The sequence below is a fragment of the Flavobacterium sp. genome, from assembly GCF_050696275.1.
Lineage (GTDB): Bacteria > Bacteroidota > Bacteroidia > Flavobacteriales > Flavobacteriaceae > Flavobacterium.
Genome location: NZ_JBOGUT010000003.1, coordinates 24,225 through 49,202, shown reverse-complemented (window position 1 = coordinate 49,202; position 24,978 = coordinate 24,225). Strand labels below are relative to the sequence as shown.

Annotated in this window: 25 protein-coding genes; 9 read left to right on the top strand and 16 right to left on the bottom strand. The window is 32.4% G+C overall.

Annotation, left to right across the window (positions count from 1 at the left end):
- Positions 1-28: 28 nt before the first annotated feature.
- A complete protein-coding gene (locus tag ACRDEC_RS02635; protein WP_431496778.1) occupies positions 29-679 on the bottom strand; it encodes a BON domain-containing protein in 651 nt (216 codons plus the stop codon).
- 229 nt (positions 680-908) lie between these two features.
- On the opposite strand from ACRDEC_RS02635, the gene ACRDEC_RS02630 reads away from it, so the two are divergent.
- Positions 909-1,961, top strand: a complete 1,053-nt coding sequence (locus tag ACRDEC_RS02630) for an NAD(P)/FAD-dependent oxidoreductase (protein ID WP_431496777.1) — start codon at positions 909-911, stop codon at positions 1,959-1,961.
- Between the two features lies 1 nt (position 1,962).
- Entirely contained in the window at positions 1,963-2,295 is a 333-nt protein-coding gene (locus ACRDEC_RS02625; protein ID WP_431496776.1) for a ferredoxin, read from the top strand.
- A gap of 269 nt (positions 2,296-2,564) precedes the next feature.
- Here the strand turns inward: ACRDEC_RS02625 and ACRDEC_RS02620 are convergent, their stop codons facing one another.
- The 9 genes from ACRDEC_RS02620 to ACRDEC_RS02580 form a co-directional block, all read right to left on the bottom strand.
- On the bottom strand, positions 2,565-4,286 hold the full coding sequence (locus ACRDEC_RS02620) for an ATP-binding protein (RefSeq protein ID WP_431496775.1): 1,722 nt from the start codon (positions 4,284-4,286) through the stop codon (positions 2,565-2,567).
- 4 nt (positions 4,287-4,290) lie between these two features.
- The gene (locus ACRDEC_RS02615; RefSeq protein WP_431496774.1) at positions 4,291-5,418 is read right to left on the bottom strand and encodes a sensor protein KdpD; all 1,128 of its coding nucleotides are present in this window, start codon (positions 5,416-5,418) and stop codon (positions 4,291-4,293) included.
- Between the two features lie 20 nt (positions 5,419-5,438).
- Entirely contained in the window at positions 5,439-6,524 is a 1,086-nt protein-coding gene (locus tag ACRDEC_RS02610) for a porin (protein ID WP_431496773.1), read from the bottom strand.
- 1 nt (position 6,525) lies between these two features.
- Entirely contained in the window at positions 6,526-7,086 is a 561-nt protein-coding gene (locus tag ACRDEC_RS02605; protein ID WP_431496772.1) for a K(+)-transporting ATPase subunit C, read from the bottom strand.
- A 17-nt stretch (positions 7,087-7,103) separates the two neighbouring features.
- Positions 7,104-9,152: a potassium-transporting ATPase subunit KdpB gene (kdpB, locus tag ACRDEC_RS02600; RefSeq protein ID WP_431496771.1), complete on the bottom strand. Its 2,049-nt coding sequence runs from the start codon at positions 9,150-9,152 to the stop codon at positions 7,104-7,106.
- An 8-nt stretch (positions 9,153-9,160) separates the two neighbouring features.
- Entirely contained in the window at positions 9,161-10,882 is a 1,722-nt protein-coding gene (gene kdpA / locus ACRDEC_RS02595) for a potassium-transporting ATPase subunit KdpA (RefSeq protein ID WP_431496770.1), read from the bottom strand.
- Positions 10,883-11,004: 122 nt separating this feature from the next.
- Positions 11,005-11,082: a K(+)-transporting ATPase subunit F gene (kdpF, locus tag ACRDEC_RS02590; protein WP_431496924.1), complete on the bottom strand. Its 78-nt coding sequence runs from the start codon at positions 11,080-11,082 to the stop codon at positions 11,005-11,007.
- A 107-nt stretch (positions 11,083-11,189) separates the two neighbouring features.
- A complete protein-coding gene (locus tag ACRDEC_RS02585; protein ID WP_431496769.1) occupies positions 11,190-11,471 on the bottom strand; it encodes a DUF7674 family protein in 282 nt (93 codons plus the stop codon).
- 166 nt (positions 11,472-11,637) lie between these two features.
- Positions 11,638-12,993 carry a sigma-54-dependent transcriptional regulator gene (locus tag ACRDEC_RS02580; protein WP_431496768.1) on the bottom strand — a complete coding sequence of 452 codons (1,356 nt, stop codon included), beginning with the start codon at positions 12,991-12,993 and terminating at the stop codon, positions 11,638-11,640.
- Between the two features lie 366 nt (positions 12,994-13,359).
- On the opposite strand from ACRDEC_RS02580, the gene ACRDEC_RS02575 reads away from it, so the two are divergent.
- The 3 genes from ACRDEC_RS02575 (at position 13,360) to ACRDEC_RS02565 (ending at position 15,864) form a co-directional block, all read left to right on the top strand.
- Complete coding sequence (locus tag ACRDEC_RS02575; protein ID WP_431496767.1) at positions 13,360-13,635, top strand: DoxX family protein; 276 nt, start codon at positions 13,360-13,362, stop codon at positions 13,633-13,635.
- Positions 13,636-13,680: 45 nt separating this feature from the next.
- A complete protein-coding gene (gene chrA, locus ACRDEC_RS02570) occupies positions 13,681-14,814 on the top strand; it encodes a chromate efflux transporter (protein WP_431496766.1) in 1,134 nt (377 codons plus the stop codon).
- Positions 14,815-14,967: 153 nt separating this feature from the next.
- Positions 14,968-15,864 carry a hypothetical protein gene (locus ACRDEC_RS02565; protein ID WP_431496765.1) on the top strand — a complete coding sequence of 299 codons (897 nt, stop codon included), beginning with the start codon at positions 14,968-14,970 and terminating at the stop codon, positions 15,862-15,864.
- Between the two features lie 102 nt (positions 15,865-15,966).
- On the opposite strand, the gene ACRDEC_RS02560 is transcribed toward ACRDEC_RS02565, so the two are convergent.
- From ACRDEC_RS02560 to pckA, 6 genes are all read right to left on the bottom strand, one after another.
- The gene (locus ACRDEC_RS02560) at positions 15,967-16,290 is read right to left on the bottom strand and encodes a YegP family protein (RefSeq protein ID WP_431496764.1); all 324 of its coding nucleotides are present in this window, start codon (positions 16,288-16,290) and stop codon (positions 15,967-15,969) included.
- Between the two features lie 175 nt (positions 16,291-16,465).
- Positions 16,466-17,044: a PhnA domain-containing protein gene (locus ACRDEC_RS02555; protein WP_431496763.1), complete on the bottom strand. Its 579-nt coding sequence runs from the start codon at positions 17,042-17,044 to the stop codon at positions 16,466-16,468.
- 46 nt (positions 17,045-17,090) lie between these two features.
- Complete coding sequence (locus tag ACRDEC_RS02550) at positions 17,091-17,687, bottom strand: methyltransferase domain-containing protein (RefSeq protein WP_431496762.1); 597 nt, start codon at positions 17,685-17,687, stop codon at positions 17,091-17,093.
- A gap of 31 nt (positions 17,688-17,718) precedes the next feature.
- Complete coding sequence (gene gcvT / locus ACRDEC_RS02545; protein WP_431496923.1) at positions 17,719-18,804, bottom strand: glycine cleavage system aminomethyltransferase GcvT; 1,086 nt, start codon at positions 18,802-18,804, stop codon at positions 17,719-17,721.
- Between the two features lie 22 nt (positions 18,805-18,826).
- Positions 18,827-19,207, bottom strand: a complete 381-nt coding sequence (gene gcvH, locus ACRDEC_RS02540) for a glycine cleavage system protein GcvH (protein WP_431496761.1) — start codon at positions 19,205-19,207, stop codon at positions 18,827-18,829.
- 63 nt (positions 19,208-19,270) lie between these two features.
- On the bottom strand, positions 19,271-20,866 hold the full coding sequence (pckA, locus tag ACRDEC_RS02535) for a phosphoenolpyruvate carboxykinase (ATP) (RefSeq protein ID WP_431496760.1): 1,596 nt from the start codon (positions 20,864-20,866) through the stop codon (positions 19,271-19,273).
- Between the two features lie 142 nt (positions 20,867-21,008).
- Here pckA and ACRDEC_RS02530 point away from each other — a divergent pair, with 142 nt between their 5' ends.
- From ACRDEC_RS02530 to ACRDEC_RS02515, 4 genes are all read left to right on the top strand, one after another.
- The gene (locus tag ACRDEC_RS02530; protein ID WP_431496759.1) at positions 21,009-21,692 is read left to right on the top strand and encodes a Crp/Fnr family transcriptional regulator; all 684 of its coding nucleotides are present in this window, start codon (positions 21,009-21,011) and stop codon (positions 21,690-21,692) included.
- 282 nt (positions 21,693-21,974) lie between these two features.
- Positions 21,975-22,697 carry a YoaK family protein gene (locus ACRDEC_RS02525; protein WP_431496758.1) on the top strand — a complete coding sequence of 241 codons (723 nt, stop codon included), beginning with the start codon at positions 21,975-21,977 and terminating at the stop codon, positions 22,695-22,697.
- A 506-nt stretch (positions 22,698-23,203) separates the two neighbouring features.
- Entirely contained in the window at positions 23,204-23,830 is a 627-nt protein-coding gene (locus tag ACRDEC_RS02520; protein ID WP_431496757.1) for a Crp/Fnr family transcriptional regulator, read from the top strand.
- A gap of 76 nt (positions 23,831-23,906) precedes the next feature.
- A complete protein-coding gene (locus ACRDEC_RS02515; RefSeq protein WP_431496756.1) occupies positions 23,907-24,695 on the top strand; it encodes a sulfite exporter TauE/SafE family protein in 789 nt (262 codons plus the stop codon).
- Positions 24,696-24,978: the final 283 nt, after the last annotated feature.

Here is a 24,978-nt window from a genome sequence, read left to right as displayed (position 1 = left end):
TATAATGTAAAGTCTGAATCCGTTAATGTCATATTTCGTCTATAGTTAAAAAATTTTCAACTTCATTAACTCCTGCTACACTGCGTACCAAACGTGTGACAAGATTTTTTTGATTCCTATTTTTTATTGAGCCTTTTACGATTACCTTATATCTAAAAATTTCAACCTTGATATCGCTGGTAATTGAACGATCACTATAGATGGCTGCCAAAACATCCTTTTCATTTACTAAAGACTCAGCAGTTTCAGGTATAAAAATGTTATTATTAATATCTTTAATACCATTGATACTACTGATACATTCTACTGCTAAATCTTTCTGATATTTCCAAGCCAGTCGGCCTTCAAGACTAACATATCCATTCCTTACTGAAACATGTACATCGGTATGTGCGTAACCGAAGTTTTTACTGAATTTTTCATGAATAGCAGTTTCAATTTCACTATCGTTTCTTATATCACTATCATTCAACTCTACAATCAGGCTCTCTGTAACTAACCTAATACCTTCAACTTCATGAGCAATTTTTTTGGCTACTTCCTTTTTATTATATCTATCAACATAACCAGAAAGTATAGCCTCACCGTTTTCAACTTTTACATTAATTTCACAGTGGATTAATAGGCTATTTTCCAAAGCCTTTTCGATTTGTTTCTTTATATTAAAATCATTCATCATCTAAACTGAAAATTTAAAACAAATTTGCATCAAACTTCTAATTTAAAAAATGACTATCATCATGTTTGATTAATGACATAGGACAACTACAGATAAAGCTCGTACAATAAATAGTCATTTAGATAGTAAACCTCACATGTGAGAGTAGTATGATATTTATCATATTTCCTTTTATAAAGTTTATTAAACTTTGCGACTCAAGAACTTTATAACGCTGATAAAAGAAAAAATGATTGAAACAGACATACTCATAATCGGTGCCGGACCAACGGGACTTTTCGCAGTTTTCGAAGCAGGATTATTAAAATTAAAATGCCATCTTATCGACGCTTTGCCACAAATTGGTGGCCAATTGTCTGAACTTTACCCAAAAAAACCCATTTATGATATTCCCGGTTACCCGGAAATCTTAGCAGGAGATTTGGTAAGCAATTTAATGGAACAAATCAAACAGTTCCAACCTGGGTTTACCTTAGGAGAAACGGCAGAAACCATCACCAAATTAGAGGACGAAACTTTTGTCGTAACCACAAATCTAGGAACCAAACACCACGCCAAAGCGATTGCTATTGCAGGAGGATTGGGGACTTTTGACCCCAGAAAACCTACAATCGAAAACATCGCTTTCTACGAAAAAAAAGGGGTTGAATATTTTATAAAAAACCCTGAATTATTCAGAAATAAAAAGATTGTCATTGCAGGCGGTGGAGATTCAGCCTTAGATTGGAGCATTTTCTTATCGGATGTGGCTTCTGAAGTATGGTTAATTCACCGTAGAAATGAATTCCGTGGCGCTTTGGATTCTGTAGAAAGAGTGCAGGAATTAACAAATTTAGGAAAAATAAAACTGATCACCCCCGCTGAAGTAGTTGGACTAAACGGATTAGAACATTTAGAATCCATAGACATTAATGAAAATGGAACAATTCATAATATTAAAACAGATTTCTTTATCCCGCTTTTCGGATTGACACCAAAATTAGGTGCTATCGCCAATTGGGGATTAGAAATAGAAAAAAATGCTATCAAAGTAAATAATGCGTTAGATTACCAAACGAACATCGACGGCATTTACGCCATTGGTGATGTCAACACCTATCCTGGAAAATTAAAACTGATTTTGTGCGGTTTCCACGAAGCAACATTAATGTGTCAAGGTGTGTTTAAAAGAATCAATCCAGACAAAAAATACGTCTTAAAATATACTACAGTTTCAGGTATCGACGGATTTGACGGTAGTAGAAAAGAGTCTGAAAAAGCAGTAGTAAAATCCATATACTAATATGCTACAAGATATTACTATAAATATTACAGACCGTGAAGGTATAACTCACGAGGTACTCGCACCTACGGATATGAATATGAGCATCATGGAATTGGTGCGAGCCTATGAATTAGTACCCGAAGGTACCATAGGCATCTGCGGAGGCATGGCAATGTGTGCTTCGTGTCAGTGTTACGTTCTAAATGAAGTCAAATTACCCGAGAAAAGTGCTGAGGAAGAAGCCATGCTTCAGGAAGCTTTTAATGTAAAAGACAACAGCCGATTGGGCTGTCAAATTCATATAACCGAAGCCATTGGAGGATTGAAAATTGAACTGGCACCAGAAACTTAAAAAACAAAAGGGTTCAGAAATAAAACAAATTTTATAAGATTCAAATATAAAGTATAATCTTGATATACAAGTTTCAAGAGAAAAAGGTGGGATATTAAAACCATTTTAAAAATTATCAAAATCTGGTGGAGTTGTGAATGCCTACAACATCTTATTAATGGCAAAAGAAGTAAATAATAATAACCTATTTATTATATATTATATAATATTATATATTTTTTATTTATTACTCCAAATTTTGATTACCAATTTGAAGACTCCTCAAATAATTATAAACCTTTCAAAGTCACAATAAAACTACTTCCTGAGCCCAATTCACTCTCAACAGAAATAGTCCCCCCTTGAGCTTCTATGAACTCTTTACTGATTGCCAGACCAAGACCAGTGCCTTCTTTGTCAGTTCCAGGAACTCTAAAGTATTTATCAAAAACTTTGTCTTTATATTGAGATGATATACCTAAGCCACTATCAACAACACTTATCATAACATTATTGGTTGCCTTTTTCGCCTTTATGATTACTATAGAATTTTCATAAGAATATCGAATAGCATTTGAGATTAGATTTGAAACAACCCAAACCGTTTTTTCTTTATCAATTTTAATTTTAGGTAAATCATCGTCTATCAATAATTGCAATGTAATTTTATTTTGTTCGGCTAAGTTTTTTGTAGCTTCCACCGCTTCCATAATGATGGGGCTAACCTCGGATGATTCGATATTTATTTTGGATTTTCCCGATTCTACTTGGGTAATATTTAATAATTCACCTGTAGTTTTTAATAACCTGTTCGCATCGTCATAAATACTGTGAATCAATCCTTTCTGCTCTTCATTGAGTTTTCCTATTCCTTCATTCTCTAAAAGTTGCAAACTCATTTTCATGGAGGCTATTGGTGTTTTAAATTCGTGTGAAACTGTGGAAATAAAATTTGTTTTGGCAAAGTCCAATTCTTTATAAGCAGTAACATTTTTGAGTATAATAAACGAACCTATTTGTCTTTTTTCTTTTTCTCCCGTTGGAATAATGACAATCGGAACCAGTTGCCTTTCAAAATAACTTTCTTTCTTGTCGGCATAAATCTTCATCGCCTCTTGTTTTTTATTTGTTTCTGAATCCATCAAATCTATCAGTAATGTGCGGATTAGGTCATTTGTGAGTGCTACTTGTTGGGCTAGCTTTCCAATTATCTCGTTGGCTTTTAACCCTGATATTTTCAATGCCTCTTCATTTGCAAAAAGAATAGTTTGTTTATCATCCAGTCCTATAACTGGGTCATGCATATTATTAATGAGTGTTTCGATTCTCTTTTTTTCCATCATCAATTTTGCCAGACTACTGTCATTGTATTCCTGTAATTTCTCAGCCATGGTATTGAACGATTTTGCCAAATCCCCAAACTCATTATGGTCTTCAAAATGTACTCTCTGATGGTAATTTTTAGCGGCTATCTGTCTAATACTTTCTGATAAGTCCTTTATCGGATTAGCAATACTACTCGGTAGATTGATTAATAGTGAAAAGGCTATCATAAAACACATGGCTCCTGTAATGGAAATCCAGAGAATGGCATCTTGAGCCGTTTTAGAAGCCACTAGGCTTTTACGTTGTATGGCATCCATATTAAGCTTCATAATGTCATTCAAATCCTTTCGTATCTTATTGGCAAAAGCATCTTTTGGATTTTTTTTATATTCGGAAAAGTCTTCCACAAGACTTTGTGTGAGTTCTTTTTCTCCTATTTCAGTAATATTATTAGATTGCAGTTCAAGGTAGGTACTGAATTTATCTGAAAGTTTATTTTCAAATTCAATTTTATCCAATTCTTTCAACATATTGCGGGAATACTCCACGGAATTGTAATTGGCTACTAAAATATTTTCGGTATCGTTCGACAGTTTATGCACCTGACGAACTCCTAAGCTTACCAGAAGTATAATCAGAAAGAATAATAGACCCACGCCAAGCGTAAGTTTCGTTTTTATTTTCATTTTATCAACTTAAAATGATTAAATCAATGTCACTCGAAGATAACTTATTTAACAGCTCTTTGAAAACATTTGTAGAGAGAATAATTTTCATCAAATTAATTCGAGGTTTCCCAATACAAATAGTGGTTATGTTTTTCAATTCAGCATTCTCAATAATGGCTTTGGCAATTTTAGTATGTTCAACCTTTATAACCTCAGCACCCAATTCAGTGGCTAATTTGAAGTTATTAATGAGGTGGCGTTGTTTGTCCAAAGGTATTTTATCTGCACTTTCCTGTGGCAACTGAACATACAAAACATACCATCTGCTATTGTAATAATTAGCCAAACGTGCTGTTTTCCTAATTACTTTTTTTGCAGTATGCTCGTTACTGCTGATACAGGCTAAAAACTTTTCATGACGTACCGCTTTGCTTTTTGGCACTTCATTTTCCACTTTACGTTCAACCTGACTTGCTACTTCCTTTAAAGCCAACTCTCTTAATTGCAATATATGATCGCTTTTAAAAAAATTTTTAAGTGCTTGTTCAATTTTTTCGACTTTGTATATTTTTCCTTCTTTTAAGCGAGAAATTAATTCATCTGCCGTTAAATCAATATTAACCACTTCATCGGCTAGTGCCAATACATTATCTGGAATTCGTTCTTTAACCTCAATATTTGTAATGAATTTTACTTCTTCATTCAAACTTTCAATGTGTTGAATGTTTACCGCGCTAATTACATTAATACCTGCTTCCAGTATTTCCATTACATCCTGCCAGCGCTTTTCATTCTTGCTTCCTTCAATGTTAGTGTGTGCTAATTCATCGACTATAACTACTTCAGGGCGAAGATTGATAATGGCTTGAACATCCATTTCTTCCAATTCCTTTCCTTTGTAGAAAAGCTTTCTACGAGGTATTACAGGCAGGCCTTCTAAAAGTTCATGTGTCTCTTTTCTGTGATGGGTTTCGATGTAACCTATTTTGACATCAATACCGTTTTTAAGTAGTGAGTGTGCTTCCTGGAGCATACGATAACTTTTGCCTACACCGGCAATCATACCGATGTAGACTTTAAATTTCCCTCTTCGTGACTTTTTTATTAAATCGAGAAAGTGTTGAACATTATCTTCTCTCTTGTTTTCCAAAATAAGGACTTTAAATTGTTTTAAAACGAAATAGCTAAAGCTGTTACTGCTACGAAGTTCTGAGTTGTAGGGTCTCCATTTTTTTGAAAAACCTCATCCTTACTGCTCAGATTTCTTGCTTCTATGCGCCAAACCACATTGTCATAGATACTATAGTCTAAATTTAAGGAATATCCGAATGTTTGGAAACCATTTAGAGTACCCGTTGCAATAATTACCCCGTTTTTATCTGAATAATACTCTCCGCGAGCTGCTATATTAATTTTATTGGTTGCTTTATATTTAGCAATCAGAACCGGAGAATACCAGCAATTATAGCTGTCGCTTCCTTTGGATCTTTGTTCCGCACCTATATCAAAACCAGTTATTATTCCCCATTTATCACTTATCTGGAATTGCCCGTAAAGATTATGAAAGTAGCGCATCTGTTTAGCGTCATTTGGTTTGTCATTTCCAATGAAAGAGCTACTGTTTAAAGTAACTTTTGCATTAGGTTTATAGGTTAGTTGATGACCAAAAGCCAAGGTTTTATTCCCATCCACACGCTGAATGCGTTGCCAACCATTTAAAACTAATCCACTGACAAACCATTTTCCACTATCTGAAGTGTAGGATAATTTTGCACCACTTTCATAATACGGCGAATTATCCGCTAACATACTTCGGGTAAGATTCCAACAATCTTTACCAATAGCACTTTCAAAACCAATGTGTGATGCAAAAATACCGGCATCAATCCATAAATTTTTTGATTTTGAAAGTTTAATTCCCGCATTGGCTTCATAAATGTTTTTCAGGACACCTTCTTCTGCTGCTAAATTAGCGTTACTATAAGTTCCAGCCATTAGGGCAAGGTTAGCTCTTACATTGTCTTTTTCATAAACTGCTTTAATCAAACCCAAATTCAAAGCTACTTCATTGTGTCGGTTGTGAGAGTAAATAAAAGCAGGTCTTGTATTGTTTTCAGGTTGCCCAGAATCGTAGGCATAATAGGTTTCTATATATCCACTTATTTTTAAAGGATTTTCTTTTTTTATAGTATCTGTTTGTGCTTGTAAACCGAATGAACTTATTGTGGTAAACAAGGTAATAATTTTTATATTCATTTTATTTTAATTTATCTAAGGTAATGTTTAATTCGAGGACATTAATTTTTTCAGGACCGAAAATACCCAATACTGGTTTTTCGGTTTTTTCAGTTATTAAAAGTTCCAATTTTTGCTCATCTATGTTTCTGATTTTTGCAATTCGTTTCACCTGAACTTTTGCAGCTTGAACTGAAATATTTGGATCTAATCCACTACCCGAAGCAGTTACCATATCTGATGGTATATCTGATTTTTTCAAATAGGGGTGCGCCAATAAAAAAGTGTCAATTCGTTTTTGAACCTGTACTAAATAATCAGGATTACTTGGTCCTTTATTGCTTCCTCCACTACCTGCGGCGTTGTAATCTACCGCAGAAGGACGTCCCCAAAAATAATTTGACTTATCAAACTTTTGTCCGATTTTTTGATAACCAACCACTTTGTTCTTCACAGTGATAGTTTCTCCTTTACCCTGATTTGGGGAGAATTGTGCGATTCCCCAAATTATTATCGGATAAAGAAAGCCAAATACAATTATGGTTAAAATTGTAAATTTTACTATTGAAATAATTTTTTTCATTGCTTTAATTTTAATTTTTAAAAAAATATTGAAACCACCATATCAATTAGTTTTATTCCAATAAATGGGATGATAATTCCACCTAGACCATAGATTAAAAGATTTCTTTTTAAAATGGCACTTGCGCCAATTGGTTTGTAATCAACACCTCGTAATGCTAAAGGAATTAGTATGGGTATAATAATAGCGTTGAAAATGACCGCTGATAAAATCGCACTTTCTGGGCTGTGTAAACGCATAATATTTAACCCTTGTAATGCCGGAATTGAAGCTATAAATAAAGCGGGAACTATAGCAAAATATTTAGCAACATCATTGGCTATAGAAAATGTTGTCAACGTTCCTCTGGTCATTAATAATTGTTTTCCGATTTCTACAATTTCAATTAGTTTGGTTGGATCATTATCTAAATCTACCATGTTTCCAGCTTCTTTAGCAGCTTGTGTTCCACTATTCATCGCTACACCTACATCTGCCTGAGCTAATGCCGGTGCATCATTTGTTCCGTCACCCATCATGGCAACCAGTTTACCGCTTTGCTGTTCGGCTTTGATATAGTTCATTTTATCTTCAGGTTTGGCTTCTGCAATAAAATCATCTACTCCTGCTTTTTCTGCAATGAATTTGGCTGTTAAAGGATTATCACCCGTAACCATGACAGTTTTAACTCCCATTTTTCGCAAACGGTCAAAGCGTTCTTTCATGCCCGTTTTGATGATATCCTGCAATTCAATTACCCCTTGAACCTTATTATTTTTGATTACAACTAAAGGTGTTCCTCCATTGGAAGAAATTTCGATAACTTGTTTGGCAGTATCTTCCGGGAAAATATTCCCGGCTTGTTCTGAAATATTTTTAGCAGCATCTTGAGCTCCTTTTCTGATGTTTGTTCCATCTTTTAGAACTACACCACTAGTTCTGGTTTCAGCCGTAAATTTGATTAAAGTAGCTCCTTCAATAGATAATTTTTTAGCTATTTCATGTCCGGCTAATTCTACGATACTTTTTCCTTCCGGTGTGTCATCAGCTAATGAACTCAACACTGCTGATTGAATAAAATCTTCTTTGGAAACACCATTGGTAGGATAGAAATTAGTAGCCTTTCTGTTTCCTATTGTAATAGTTCCTGTTTTATCCAATAATAAAACATCAATATCTCCGGCAGTTTCTACAGCTTTTCCAGATTTAGTAATTACATTAGCACGTAAAGCTCTATCCATTCCCGCAATACCTATGGCTGACAATAAACCTCCAATAGTAGTTGGAATTAAACAAACAAAAAGAGATATAAATGCAGCAATAGTAATCGGTGCATGGGCATAATCAGCAAATGGTTTTAACGTTACACAAACAATGACAAATATTAAAGTAAAAGCAGCTAGAAGAATTGTTAATGCAATTTCATTAGGCGTCTTTTGACGGCTTGCACCTTCTACCAATGCAATCATTTTGTCTAAAAACGATTCTCCAGGCTCTGTTGTAACTTTAACTACGATTCTGTCACTTAATACCTTGGTCCCTCCAGTTACTGAACTTTTATCTCCTCCAGCTTCCCTGATAACTGGAGCGCTTTCTCCTGTAATGGCACTTTCATCAATTGTTGCTAATCCTTCAATGATTTCTCCATCTGTAGGTACAATGTCACCTGCTTCGCAGAAAAACATATCATCCTTTTTTAATTGTGATGAAGAAACCATTACAATATCACTTGAATAAATTTTGCCTAATTCTAAAACTTTTTTTGCTGGTGTCTCTTCACGTGTTTTTCTTAAACTATCAGCCTGTGCTTTTCCACGTGCTTCTGCTATTGCTTCTGCAAAATTGGCGAACAAAAGAGTTAGTAATAAGATTAAAAACACAATAAGATTATATATAAAGCTGCCTTGGTTTTCTGCACCCATTAAAATGGCGATGCATGCAATAAACATAATAGCAGTTCCTATTTCAACGGTAAACATTACCGGATTTTTGTACATTATTTTAGGATTAAGCTTCACAAAAGATTGCAAAAAAGCTTCTTTTACTTGCTGACCTTCAAATAATGTATTGGATTTATTCTTACTCATTTTATATATTATTTTAATGTAAAATATTCCGCTAATGGTCCTAAAGCTAATGCTGGGAAGAACGATAAGGCTGCAATTATGGCAATCACTGCAAAAACCATTACTCCAAAAATGGTAGTATCTGTTTTTAAAGTTCCTGCGCTTTCTGGGATGTATTTTTTATTAGCCAATAAACCTGCAATAGCTAATGGTCCGATGATTGGTAAAAATCTTCCAAGCAATAAAACTATACCAGTTGTGATATTCCAAAACGGATTATTATCTCCTAACCCTTCAAAACCAGAACCATTATTCGCAGCACTCGAAGTATATTCGTAAAGCATTTCTGAAAAACCGTGATTTTGTGGATTGTTTAACCAGCCTGTTGCATTTCCGCTAAACCAATATCCCATAGCAGTATCATTGGCTGCGAAATAAGAAGCTAGTGCAGTTCCCGACAAGATTAATAGTGGGTGGAGGATTGCAATAATTGCTGCAATTTTAACTTCACGTGCTTCAATTTTCTTTCCTAAAAATTCCGGGGTTCGACCCACCATTAATCCAGATATGAAAACGGCAAGAATAATGAAAATATAGAAATTTAGCCAACCTACACCACAACCACCATAAAATGCATTGACCATCATAGCCAATAATTGCATGGCTCCAGAAACTGGCATACTACTGTCATGCATACTATTAACCGATCCTGTGGAAATTACTGTTGTGGCAATACTCCAAAATCCTGAAATTGCAGGGCCAAAACGTACTTCTTTCCCCTCCATTGCTCCATTAGTTTGGGTAATTCCCATTTTTTCAAGGGCTGGATTTCCGCTTAATTCAGCATTTATTGTTGGAATAACTAAGAGTAAAAAACCGATGGTCATTACAGCAAAAATGACATAGGACAATTTGCGTTTTTTTAAATAAAATCCTAATGCAAAAATCATTGCAAACGGAATAATTAACTGTGCCCAAAGCTCTACTGCATCTGTAAAATAAGTTGGGTTTTCTAGTGGATGCGCTGAGTTTACTCCAAAAAAACCTCCACCATTGGTTCCAATATGTTTTATTCCTATAAATGCAGCTGCTGGCCCACGGGAAACTTCAACCGTAGTACCTTGTAAGGTTGTTATTTTGTCTTTTCCTTCAAAAGTCATTGGTGTGCCACTAAAAACTAAAATTACGGCTACAATTGCTGCAAGAGGTAATAGGATACGAGTACAACTTTTGATGAAATAATTGTAAAAATTGCCAAGTTTTTCAGTGGTTCTCTCTTTCATAGCATTGAAAACCATCGCTGCGGCAGCCATTCCCACACCAGCAGAAACGAATTGCAAGAACATCAGGAACATTTGAGATAAATAGGAAAGTCCTGTTTCTCCTGAATAGTGTTGCAAATTGCAATTTACAAGAAATGAAATAGCGGTATTAAACGCTAAATCAGCTGACATGGATGGATTCCCGTCAGGATTTAAAGGCAATGAACCTTGAAAGATAAGAACGAAAAAACAAAAGAAAAACCACACCATATTGACACTTAAAAGCGCTTTAAGGTGTTGTTTCCAATTCATTTCTTCCTTATCGTCAATGCCACTAATTTTGAAAATAAATTTTTCAATTGGATTGAAAATGGGGTCTAATAAGGTTTTATCTCCAGTATAGACTTTAGCGATATATTTCCCGATAGGAATTGCTAAAACTATAGTGAGAAGAAAAACGACAATAACGCCAATTAATTCTGAATTCATAATGTGATTATTTGTTATTTAATAAAATTTTAGCTTTTATATAAACAATGTAAACCAGTGCAAGCGTAAATACCCACGCAAAAACAATGAGAAGTACCTGTTTAACTTTTTCCTTGTTCATTTTAGAATTTTTCTGGTTTTATAAGTACATAAACCAAATAAACGAATACAGCTATAGCTATTATAAATAGTGCTACCATGATTTATATTTTTTCAAAAAATTCGACACATTTAAAACAAATTATAAAAAGGATTGAACCTAATGCGAGTAAAAGAATAGTTGCTATCATAACAATAAATATTAGCTTTAAACGCTGGTTGCATTTATCTGTTTAATGTACTCCGTTTTTAACCCTGTTGGAAATAGATTTGAAATGTTACAATGACGTAATTCCATAAATGTTGACACGGAAAAAACATACACATTTGAAATAACACTTTTTGTTTCATTACTCCCTGTTTCTAAAAGTTGTTCAGCAATTGACAAGCATTTTTTGGCTCTTTTAATATTCCCGGAAATAATTGCTCTTTTAGTAATTTCAGCAAAGCGTTCTGCATCTTTGTAGATGGTATTTATTTTATTTTTCATAAGTATGAATTATTATATTCATATCGCTTATGCCAAAATCTATTCCACAAACCAATACAAAGGTCGCAAACAAAACACTATCAATGATTTAATTGAAATCATAAATTTTTATAAATAAAAAACCCTATCAAAACGATAGGGTTAGGTCTTTCAAAACGATAGGGTTTTAGCTAATTTTATATTCTTCTAACTTTCGATAGAGAGTTGTTAATGCAATTCCGAGCAACCTTGCAGTCTCCGTTTTATTGCCATTAGTATGGTTTAATATTTTTTGAATATGTAATTTTTCAGAAGAAGCTAATGAAAAAGCGGAAAGAACCATTTCTTTATCATCCTTTTGACTTAAGTTTTTTAGCTGCTGAATTTCAATTGGTAGGCTATCTGTCATCAAAGTATTTTCAGTTTCCAATATAACACTACGTTCTAAAACATTTTTAAGTTCACGAATGTTTCCCGGCCAAGTATGTAATTTAAGTAATTGTAAAAAATCTTCTGAAATAGATTTTATTTTTTTGTTCGTTTTTAAAGCAAAGAAATGAAGAAAATGCTTTGCCAAAAGTTCAATGTCAATCACACGTTCGCGTAATGCGGGCAATTGAATTTGAAAGACCGAAAGTCGATAATACAAGTCTTGACGGAATTGTCCTGTCTCAATTTCTTTAATCAAATTACGATTGGTGGCGGTAATGATTCTTACATCAACTTTGGTTACTTTACTCTCACCAACTTTTATAAATTCACCATTCTCAATAACTCTAAGTAGTTTAGCTTGTAAATCGAGTGCCATTTCGCCAATTTCATCCAAAAAGATCGTTCCTTTATTTGCTTCTTCGAACAAACCTTTTTTATCCTTGGTTGCTCCAGTAAAAGCCCCAGCAGCGTGACCAAACATTTCGCTTTCCAATAAATCATGACTGAATGCAGAACAGTTTATCGCTACAAAATGTTTGTTTTTTCTACTACTTGACTGATGAATGGCTTGTGCAAAGACTTCTTTACCTGTTCCAGTTTCCCCCGTAAGCAAAACAGTAGTGTCTGTTACGGCTACTTTTTTGGCTAATTCAATAGCTTGTTGCAACGATTTTGAATTTCCAATAATTCCATTAAACGAGAATTTATTGTCTAACTGTGTTTCGAGTTGAGCCACTCTTTTGGTAAGACTATTTTTTTCGATGGCACGATGCAGTAGCGGAATTATTTTGTTATTATCATCACCTTTAACGATATAATCAAAAGCTCCGTTTTTAATGGCTTGAACCCCATCAGGGATATTCCCGTAAGCTGTAAGCAAAATCACTTCTGCAGATGGATTTTTTTCTTTTATAATAGCTGTTAAATCTACACCATTGCCGTCGGGAAGTTTAACATCGCAAAAAACAACATCAATATCATTTTGTTCCAGTTTCTTTAGACCTGATTTACAATCCCCGGCTTCTAGAACCTCAAAGTCTTCCAAACGAATAATTCGGGCAATTAAACCACGTAGTTTTTCTTCGTCGTCGATAATAAGTATTTTTTTCAATGCAGTAAAATTTGTACAAAATTACGGATTTGATTAATGGCAGACAAACATTTGCTATAAAGTATAATCAACGATCAGTATTCATATTCTAACTATACTATTTTAATTTTCAACTTTATTGAATTTTAGAATTCAAACAAACTATACTTTACTACCTCATTTTAACTTATTACAATTATGATTCTCAAAAACTTTTTATCTGTAATCTTATTTGGAATGTAATTTTAATACAATACTTTTATTAGTGGTAAATGAAAAGCTAAATATAAAAGGTTAGGATATCATTGCTGGGAAGAACAGCTATTTTGAAAAAAAACAATCTAAACCGTTGGTGCGGTATTTTTATCAGAAGGTATTCAAAAATTTTTGTTCCCTGACACACTCGGAGCAGGACGATTTACAAAAATCGGCTTGCTTATGCCTAAATTTTTAAGGACTTTTGTCGGCTTTTTTGAAATACTTTGCGGTGTACTAATCCTAATTGGACTTTTTACTCGTTTAGCAAGTATCTCAATAATTATAATTATGTTTGTTGCTATCGCAACAACAAAAGCAGAGGTTTTAAAAAATGAAGGCTTCTGGGAAATGCTTCACGGCAGTAGAACCGATTGTGCAATGTTACTCGGAGGAATTTTCTTTTGATTGAAGGTGTAGGGAAATGGTCTTTTGATGATAAATTAAATCAAAATGGAAGAAAAAAATAGTTTAAAAGAAATAGCAAAATTATTTTTGAAACTTGGTGTTATTGGTTTTGGTGGTCCAGCAGTTCATATTGCAATGATGCGAGACGAAGTAGTTGTCAAAAAAAAATGGCTAACCGAACAACATTTTCTTGACTTAATTGGAGCAATTAACTTAATTCCCGGCCCGAATAGTACAGAAATGGCTATTCATATTGGACACGAAAAAGCAGGTTGGAAAGGATTGATTATTGCAGGATTTTGCTTTATTTTTCCCGCTGTAATAATTACAGGTTTTTTGGCTTGGTTGTACAAAGAATATGGACAAATTCCAGAAATAAAACCTTTTTTATATGGAATAAAACCAGCTATAATTGCAATCATACTTTCAGCAATTTTTCCATTAGCAAGAAAATCATTCAAAACAATTCAATTAAGCATTATTGGAATTATAGCTTTATTTCTTTCACTTCTAAATTACAATGAAATAATTTTAATGTTCGGTGCAGGAATGATGTCATCGTTCATTTATTATTTAAACCAAAAAAGGAATAATAGCATAAATGCTTTTATTCCAATAACATTATTTCAATTTTCAAACAACAATTTAATTTCACATACAAACCTAAATTTATTCTTGATTTTCTTAAAAATAGGAGCTATTTTATACGGAAGCGGTTACGTTCTTTTTGCGTTTCTTGATGCCGAATTAGTTGCAACAGGTCTTTTGTCGAGAACACAATTAATCGATGCAATTGCTGTTGGACAATTTACACCCGGTCCAATTTTTTCATCTGTAACTTTTATTGGTTATCAAATTAATGGTTTTTCAGGAGCATTAATTTCTACAATAGCAATTTTTTTACCCTCATTTATTTTTGTTGCATTATTAAATCCATTGGTTAAAAAAATGCGAAATTCCAATGCTTTTTCTGCTTTTCTAGACGCTATAAATGTAGCTTCAATAGCAATTATTATTTCTATATGCTTAGAAATGGGAAAAGAAACTATAATAGATTGGCGAACAATTTTAATTGCAACAATAAGTATAATTGTAACATTTAATTATAGAAAAATAAATAGTGCATTCATAGTCTTAGGAGGTTCAATAATTGGATATATTTTAAACTTTGTAGGATAACACTAATGAGATTTTAAAGAAGAAAATGACCGTGCATATCTCAATTCACTTCATTCATTGGGGCTTTGTTATAACCGTATTGGTAAATATTAATTGTGTAGCCAGGTAAATCAAACAGGATTAAGTGCAAGTCGAGAATTTGAAATTCTAGAAATGGTTCCATATTTCTTCCATTCCGAAGGAGTCAATCAATATTTCAAGCACAATTATGCCGATGCAATAACTAAATTAGTAGGGACGCTACCTGATATTAGAGCCAATAAAGACTTTGCAAACGAAACTGTAGCCTATTTTTATATTGGGAAAAGTTATTGGTCACAAAATCAAAAAGAAATAGCGCTCTTTTTTTTTCGAAAAGTAGACTATGCATTCGAAAAAGAAAACTACATGCGTCCTGATTTACGAGAAGCTTATGAATTATTGATTAATTATTACAAACAGCAAAACAACAAGGAAGCACAATTACTTTACATCAACAAACTTTTAAGAGTTGATCAATTGCTCGGACGCAATTACAAATACCTTTCAGGTAAAATATTCAAAGAATACGATACTAAAAAGCTGTTGCAAGCTAAATTGGATATCGAAAATACAATGCGACTTCGAACTGTTTTTTCTACAATTGTAATTGTATTTTTGGGATTTATAATTGCATTTCTCATTTCCAGGCATTTTAAGAATAAACGATTATTTGAAGAACTTATCAATCGCAAACCGGATAATATAAAAACAATAGTATCTGGTAACAATGGTAAAGAAACTTTGGATATAAATCCGGAAGTCGTCGCCACAATTCTAAAAAATATTGAAAAATTTGAGCGCAATAAAAAATACCTCGATAAAGACGTGAATTTGGTCAAACTGGCTTCATTATTAAATACCAATACCAAATATGCTTCAAAGATTATTGCTAGATATCATGACAAAGGAACAATAGAATATGTCAGTGATTTAAAAATTGATCATATTGTAGAATTACTCAAAAACGAAAACAAATACCGCAATTATACAAACAAAGCACCAGGAGAAGAAGCAGGATTTGGTTCTTAACTAGAACTCCATGCTAAGTTAGCACATCCTGTTGAAAGTTAATTTTATAAAAAAGGCACTTAAAAAAGTGCCCTCAAAAAAAACTAACCAATAAATTTTAAATTAAATGTCTATAATTGTTGAAATCCCATTATTCTTAACAATTTCTATCCCATTATCTCTTCTTGATTCATTTTCATACATTTCACTTCTGCCAATTATTTGTCCGTTAGACGCTTTTAGATTAAAAAAATATCTTCCACTTAATGAGGTTTTCTTATCATACCTAGAATCAATTTGAGAATTACTTTGAGCTGACTCAATTCCATTTAAACAACTATACTTTACACTATATCCATCACTGGCCAAAATTGTTTTGCCATTTTCATCTTTCAAATCAAATTGAAATTCTCCGTTTTCTCTTTTACTAATTACATATTTTCCCATACTGGTATTGATTAAATTCAAAACTTATTAAAAAAAATTGATTCCTAAAACTAATGATAACACACCCTTATAACATCAAAGTTTGAATGATAAAACTGCGACACACTTCACAGAATATAGATTCAAAGCAGATCAAAGCACAATTTTAAATTTCCAACGTATTAATCAGGTTTTATTATTTCTTTACAAACTTGGTTAAAATAACTATTGCCTGACCTTCCACTTTTCCTTCAATTTGTTCATGATTATCATGGACTAGTCTAATATTACGCACTGCTGTTCCTATCTTAGCATTAAGTGAAGATCCTTTTACATCCAAATCTTTAATTAGTGTTACAGTATCGCCATTTTGAAGAATATTACCATTACAATCTTTATGAAACTCAACATTCCCATCATTAATATGATCACCGGTTGCTTTAGCCCATTCCAAATTTTGATCACTAATATACATTGTCTCCAATGCGTCTGCAGCCCAGCTTTCATTACGAAAACGATTAAGTATTCTCCATGATACAACTTGTACGGTACTTACCTCACTCCACATTGAAGTTAAAAGGATATTTTCCCAAAAAGAACTATCTAATACTTCTTTTTTTTCAATTTGATTCAGGCATTTTTCATTAATTAAAATTAAACCATCTATCCCATTATTTTGAGCTGGTGGCACTTCATAAACAATCAGGTTTTCTGTAACTCCACTTAATTCACATGCATTCCCACTTCTTTTCTGAAGTAATTCTTCTAATTTCATTTTGTATTATTTTTTATGTTTATGCCTAATGTTTATTTAAAAATGATTAAACTATTTTTTTCCAAAAACTTAAGATCCCATTATAATCTAAAAATTCTAAATTAAAACTTTCAGGAATCTCACTCCAACTACTCCAATAAGTAACCAGTTTTGTTCCTATAGGAGTTGTGTCCAATTGATCCCTAAGGTAACTTGTATACAACTTGTACAATTCTTCGCTAGGAGCAATTAACCTATCAATGGGACATGATGTATCTATATTTTCCTGGAACGAATTATAAAAATAGAAAGCATCATAATTTGAAAAAGAGATTTCAGTTATATTTGAATGTATAAACTCTACATTATCAACCTTATGCTTTTTTGCTATTCTTTTTGATAATTTTATAAGAGACTCTCGTTGCTCTACACCATAAAAACTTCCATTCGTTGAAGCGGCACCCACCAAACAAAATTTCCCTGCACCTGAACCAATGTCTAATATTTTTTTATTGGACTCGTCAACCAAAAAGTTAGCAGCCTTCTTCGCTACTTCAACAGGAGTCCAATGTCTAGCGGAAAGTTTCTTCACTCTAATAGGATACAATTCGTTGAACTCACTATCCTCAATAGATTTGTTTTGCTTAAGGTTCTCAAAGATCATTCTAATAAAAATTATTATTCTTATCGAAAATTTATTTTTTTATAAATGGGAATTTAATAATCTGGGCTTTCACGGCTTTATCACGAATATTAACAAAAATCTCTTCACCAACATTTGATTTACCGGAAAAAATATACCCCATGCCGATTCCCTTTTTTAGTGTTGGAGACATCGTTCCCGATGTGACTTTTCCAATAACCTGGTTTCCTTCATTCCAAATTTCATAATCATGACGGGGAATTCCCTTGTCTAACATTTCAAAACCTACTAGTTTTTTAGTTCCTCCATTTATTTTTTGAGCGTTAAAAAAATCACGATCAATAAAATTTTTCTCAGGTTTAGCAATCCAACTTAAGCCAGCTTCTACAATTGACGTAGTATCATCAATATCATTTCCATACAGGCAAAAACCCATTTCAAGACGTAGTGTATCTCTCGCTGCTAACCCTATGGGTTTAATACCACATTTATTTCCGGCTTCAAATATTGCATTCCAAAGTTTCTCTGCGTGTTGGTTCTTAACATAAATTTCAAAACCACCAGCACCGGTATACCCTGTGGCAGAAATGATAGTATCAGGTATACCGGCAAATTCACCAATCTGAAAAGTATAATATTCCATTTCAGCTAAATTAATGGTAGTTAAACTTTGTAAAGCTTCTGCTGATTTAGGGCCTTGTATGGCTAATAAACTTATATCTTCAGAAATGTTTATTAGCTCCGCTCCAAAAGAATTATTACTATTAATCCAATCCCAATCTTTTTGTGTATTTGATGCGTTTACGACTAATAAATAATGGTTTTCTTCAATCATATAAACCAATAAATCGTCGATTATGCCTCCTCTCCCATTAGGCATACAACTATATTGTACTTTTCCTGGAAAAAGCTTTGATGCATCATTTGAACTGATTTTTTGAATAAGATCAAGAGCTCTGTCTCCTTTAATCAAAAATTCACCCATATGTGAAACATCAAAAACACCTACAGCATTTCTTACGGTTTCATGCTCATCATTAACGCCTGTAGTATATTGAACTGGCATTTCATATCCTGCAAACTCAACCATTTTGCCTCCAAGCTTAATATGAATGTTACTTAGTGCTATTGTTTTTATGTTAGTAATGCTATTTCCCATTTTAGTGACCAATTAGTGATTTATAGGTATCAAATTTCAATAATCCTTCCGCATCAGAATTATCAGTCATTTTTAACTTAATCATCCAGCCTTCTCCATAAGGATCCGAATTTACTAATTCAGGATTGGTTTCTAATTTCGGATTCAATTCTAATATTTCACCCTTGACAGGTAAAAAAAGATCTGATACAGTCTTAACGGCTTCTACAGTTCCAAAGACGTCATGTTGCTTTAATGTTTCTCCAACAGTTTCAATTTCAACATACACAATATCACCTAGTTCACGTTGTGCAAAATCAGTAATACCAATATATACAATATCATTTTCAATTCGTAACCACTCATGGTCCTGAGTGTAAAAAAGATTTTCAGGAAAGTTCATATGTTTTTTTTAGAATATAATTTATCGTTAATTTTTTTTAAAATACTATCATTACAAGCACACTCAAACGACACCTAAAATAATAGGAGCCCCTTCCATGATCTCTTTGTTAGCAAATGATTCAAAGGTTTTGAAATTCTGTACAAACTGACCTGCAAGTTTGTGAGCTGTCTGATCATAATTTTCTTTATCAGACCACGTATTTTTAGGATTTAAAATATCTGATGGTACACCTTCACATTCAATAGGCATCTTTAAGCCGAATACTGGATGCTTTACAAAAGCAACTTTTTCAAGTTTCCCATCAAATGCAGCAGCTATCATTGCTCTGGTATAAGAAAGTTTTATGCGTTGTCCTACTCCATATCCACCGCCTGACCAACCTGTATTGATAAGCCAAACATTTACATTATTTTCTTTTAATTTCTTTCCTAGTAACTCTGCATATTTAGTAGGGTGAAGAGGTAAGAAAGGCTTTCCAAAGCATGCCGAAAAAGTTGTTTGAGGTTCAGTAATTCCAGCTTCAGTGCCAGCAACTTTTGCCGTGTATCCAGATATGAAATGATACATGGCCTGACCTATCGTAAGTTTTGATATTGGAGGTAACACCCCAAAAGCATCACAGGTTAGAAAGAAAATGTTTCTTGGTATCCCCCCTACCGAAGGTTCGATAGCATTCTCAATATAATGAATTGGATAAGCCGCTCTTGTGTTTTCTGTAACAGAAATATTATCATAATCTACAATATTTGTATCTTCAACGAATCGAACATTTTCAAGTAATGTTCCAAATTTTATGGCAGAAAATATTTGGGGTTCTTTTTCCTCACTAAGATTCACACATTTTGCATAACATCCTCCTTCAAAATTAAATACATTTTCATTGTCCCAACCGTGTTCATCATCTCCAATTAACTTTCTGGTTGGGTCGGCTGAAAGTGTTGTCTTTCCTGTTCCAGATAAACCAAAAAATACCGCAGTATCCCCTTTAAGTCCAATATTGGCGGAGCAATGCATTGAAAGTACATTTTTCTCATGAGGTAAAATATAATTTAGTACTGTAAAAATTCCTTTTTTAATTTCACCAGTATAAGAGCTGCCTCCAATAAGGATTACTTTTTTTGTGAAATTTATTATGGTAAAATTATGTTGACGTGTTTTATCAATTTCAGGATTGGCTTTAAACTCTGGAGCAACAAGTATTAACCAATCATGTTGGAAAGATTCAAGTTCTTTCTCTGATAGTCTTAAAAAAAGATTATTTGCAAATAAACTCTGCCATGGATTTTGAGTAACTATCCTTATATTTAACCTATATTTTTGTTTAGCACAGGCATATACATCTTTTATATAAATTTCATTTTGAGAAAGGAAATCAGTTACCTTGTTGTACAACTTATCAAAATCAGCTGGAAGAAAAGGATGGTTTATATCTCCCCACCAAACAGAATCAGCGGTTATGTCATCCTTTACAACATATTTGTCTTTAGGGGATCTTCCTGTAAATTCACCTGTATCACAAGCTAATGCCTCTGTATTGGTTAAAACTCCTTGTTTTTTTAAAAGCGTTTCTGCCATTAACATAGACTCTGATGAATTCCAATGAAACATCTTAGAAGGGTTTATCCCAATTTCTTGTAATTGACTCAATTTATCCATAACTATACTAAAAAGTGTTAATTGATGCCAAAAGTATAGAGATACCTGATATGTTTTATTGATGCATACACTAATTAAATTTGATTTAAATCAAAAAAACAAATCATGAGTTAAAAAAATGTAACTTTGAGATTTTGATATTATGATTTCAAAATTCACTTTTAATAATCAATATATTCTAACTGGATTACCTCAGAAAGACAAAATTTTGCTTGAAAATATCATGCAGAATAAAAAATATGCTAAAAATCAAGCAATTTTTACTGAGGGAACATTGCCAACTGGGATATTTTTTATACAGACTGGTAAAGTTAAAAAATATAAAGTGGACAATGATGGTAGGGAACAAATTATATATATCTATACCTCAGGGGAGTTTCTTGGTTATTCTGCCGTATTGGGTGAAGAAGCATATAGTGATACTGCAGTGGCTATTGAAAGTTCAATTATTTCATTTATTCCCAAAGATGACTTTATAAAAATACTTGATAATTCTTCTATCTTTTCCCGAATACTTTTAAAAAGTCTAAGTCATGAATTTAGCGTAATGGTTAATTTGATGGCAATACTATCACAAAGAACTGTCAGGGAGCGAGTCGCATTAAGCTTATTAATCTTATACGATAAATATAAAGGAAATAATTCTGATAATATTGTCACTATTTTACTTTCACGATCGGATTTAGCCAATATGGTTGGGACAGTAAATGAAACACTGGCAAGAATACTTCATGATTTCAAATTAGAAGGCCTTATCACAACTGAAGGACGTAAAATTCAATTACTAAATATTCAACAACTCATTAGCATAGCAAACTTTAGATAAAAAAATTCATAAAATTTTTATTAGTTAATTTTTTCTAATTCCATATCGATATTTATTATGATTGCTTTACAATATCCCTAACACTATCTCCAGTGAGTTTTTTTATCCAATAAATTCCCTTACGAATTCATTTTACTTATAAACATTTATTTTTTTAGCCTTAAAAAAGCTTTCAAACTTTCTATATATTTGTAATACTCAGTTACTAAAAATAATTTTAACATAAAGAGAGTGCATTTAAAAGTAATCAAATGCTTTCAATAAAAAATTACAAATAGATTTATGTTTAGACATAAAGGTAAGACAAGAACTTTAAAACACAATTTAAGAATTGCGTCCTTATTGTCGTTTGTAGCAGGAATTGTAAATACCACTGGTTTTTTAGCAATTCAACGTTTAACAACAAATGTTACTGGTCATTTTGCTTATTTAATAGAAGAGGTTTTTAAGTTTGAATTTTGGAAAGGATTCATATTTTTCCTTTACATCTTCTTTTTCTTTCTGGGTTCATTTGTTTCTAACTTGTTTATTGAGCTGATTTCAAAAAACAGTAATAAGTTGAGTTATACAGTCCCTATTTTTATTGAAAGTGCAATTTTATTTTTAACAGCAATTTTCGGGCAATTTTTAATTTTGGAAAGCCCTAATTCCTTTGCATTCATTCTCCTTTTTGCTATGGGTTTACAAAACTCGCTAGTGACCTCAATTTCAAATTCAAAAGTTAGAACTACACATTTAACCGGACTATTCACCGATTTAGGAATTGAATTATCACAATTGTTTTTTTACACACAGGAAGATCAACAATTAAAACTTTATTCGTCAATAAAATTGCGTTTAACAATCATCAATTTCTTTTTTTTAGGAGGAATAATTGGGGCAATACTATACTCTCAAATCAATCTATACACACTAATATTTGCTGGATTAATCTTAATTTGTGCAGGAGTATATGACAGTATAAAACTCAAATGGATACTTTTAAAAAGAAAAAGGATGCGATAATAAATAAAACATATATAACATTTCTCCATATATTCGTTCTCACAAAATTTTGCAATTTCATACTACAATTATTGCCTACTGATTATGGAAAAAGTAATAGTTCCACGAAAATATCTTCATGAGTTAGTTTGGAGTTTCCTTTTTTGAATAGTTTTGAATAGACTTCAGCTTTTTCTACGCCTTTTTGAAAACGCTCTAGATTTACAGATTTAATGAGGTAATCAATGACATCAACCTCATAGAACAACTATTTCTTCATCAGTATAAAAAAACCGTTTTTATTTAAAATCTTTTTGCGTTTTGTAGGTGACAAAATAGATTAGTATACTCCTTTCACTAGATAAAAAAGTTAGTGATGATATGAGTATTTTGAATGATATTTTTTTATTATTGAAAGTCCAGAAAAACAAAACATTGGTTAACTTTTCAATGCTTTAGTACAAATTTTAGTTAATTTTGTATTGATTTTAATTATACTAAATTCATTTTAGTAAAACTGCTGTAAAATGAACCAAACTCTAAAAAAATTATTTCCTTCTTTTTCGAATGCACTTATTGAGGATATAAACTCCAATGCTATTGAACAATCATTTGCATCTGGATATGTCATAATGAGAACTGGTCAATACATAAAAAACACCATATTAGTATTAAGTGGTAGTATTAAAATTTATCGTGAAGATAACGATGGTGGTGAATTTTTCATGTACTATCTTCAACCTGGACAAGCTTGTGCTATCTCAATGATTTGCGCCACCAAAAGCGAAAAAAGCCAAATTATGGCTAAAGTTGTAGAAGATGTAGATCTGGCTATGGTTCCTTTACATTTGATGGATAAATGGATGATGCAACATCGTTCATGGTATGAATTCGTTATTGATACATACAGAAGTCGTTTTGAAGAAGTATTGGAAGTTATAAACAGTATTGCCTTTAAAGCTATGGATGAAAGACTGGAATTTTACTTAAAACGACATCAGGAAGCTTGTGGTTGTGATGATTTAAAACTATCACATCAAGAAATTGCAACAGAATTAAATACTTCTAGAGAGGTCATTTCCCGATTACTCAAAAAATTAGAACAACGAGGGAGATTAAAATTGCATCGCAACCATATTGAACTTTTAAAATAAAAATTTCCAATGTGATAAAAGTTACAAATTGTAAAATTATAATGATCAATATTTGTACTATAAAATTTTACAATTTATGGAATACATAGGCTATTTCGCATCAGTACTTATTGGTGTTACTTTAGGGTTAATAGGAGGAGGTGGTAGCATATTAACAATTCCTATTTTGGTTTATTTGTTTCAAATTAATCCGAAATTAGCAACAACCTACTCTCTCTTTATTGTTGGTTTTACAGCTACTATTGGTGGCTTAAGACATTATCGCATGGGGAATATCAAATTAAAATCAGCCATGCTATTTGCTATTCCATCTTTAATAACCATCCTTTTTGTTAGAAAAATTATTTTACCAATAGTGCCCGAAATAATCCTCAATATTAATGGTTTTATACTCACAAAAGATATTTTTATCATGGCTTTTTTTGCCGTACTTATGATTGTCGCTTCTTACTCTATGATTAAGAAAAGTAAAGACGTTGTAATAAATCCCTCAACAAACTCACTAAAAACTATGCTTATTGGAGCTATAGTAGGCATTGTTACTGGTTTTTTAGGAGCTGGCGGAGGTTTTTTAATTATACCTACTTTACTGTTTTTTACTGCTATCAATATGAAACAAGCCGTTGGAACTTCATTACTAATAATAGCATTTAATTCATTATTGGGCTTTTTAGGAGATGTTGTTAACGGGGTTTCAATTGACTATGGATTCTTGTTTGTTGTAACTGCATTTGCTTCAATAGGCATTTTTATTGGAACCGTGCTTTCTAAAAAAATTGATGGTGCAAAATTAAAACCTGCTTTTGGTTGGTTTGTTCTTGTCATGGGTATATATATTATGATCAAAGAACTTTTCTTAAAATAAAAAACTCGATGATAAAAGTCACTAGTAAATAGCTTCGATTGTAATAATTTGGTAATGGCAATACAGGAATATTTGTAGCATCACAACTACAAAGGTGATGTGTTTTTTTTTTACATGTGACCCTCAATGGTAAGGTGAAATTAGACGATATGAGTTATTAAAAATTATAAATATTTATTATTAAATAAAATATCTATAAAATTAATTATCATAAGTGACAATGATCACTAATAAGAATAGTTCACCTCAGTAACTTTGTTATTATTAAATAATCAAATAATAT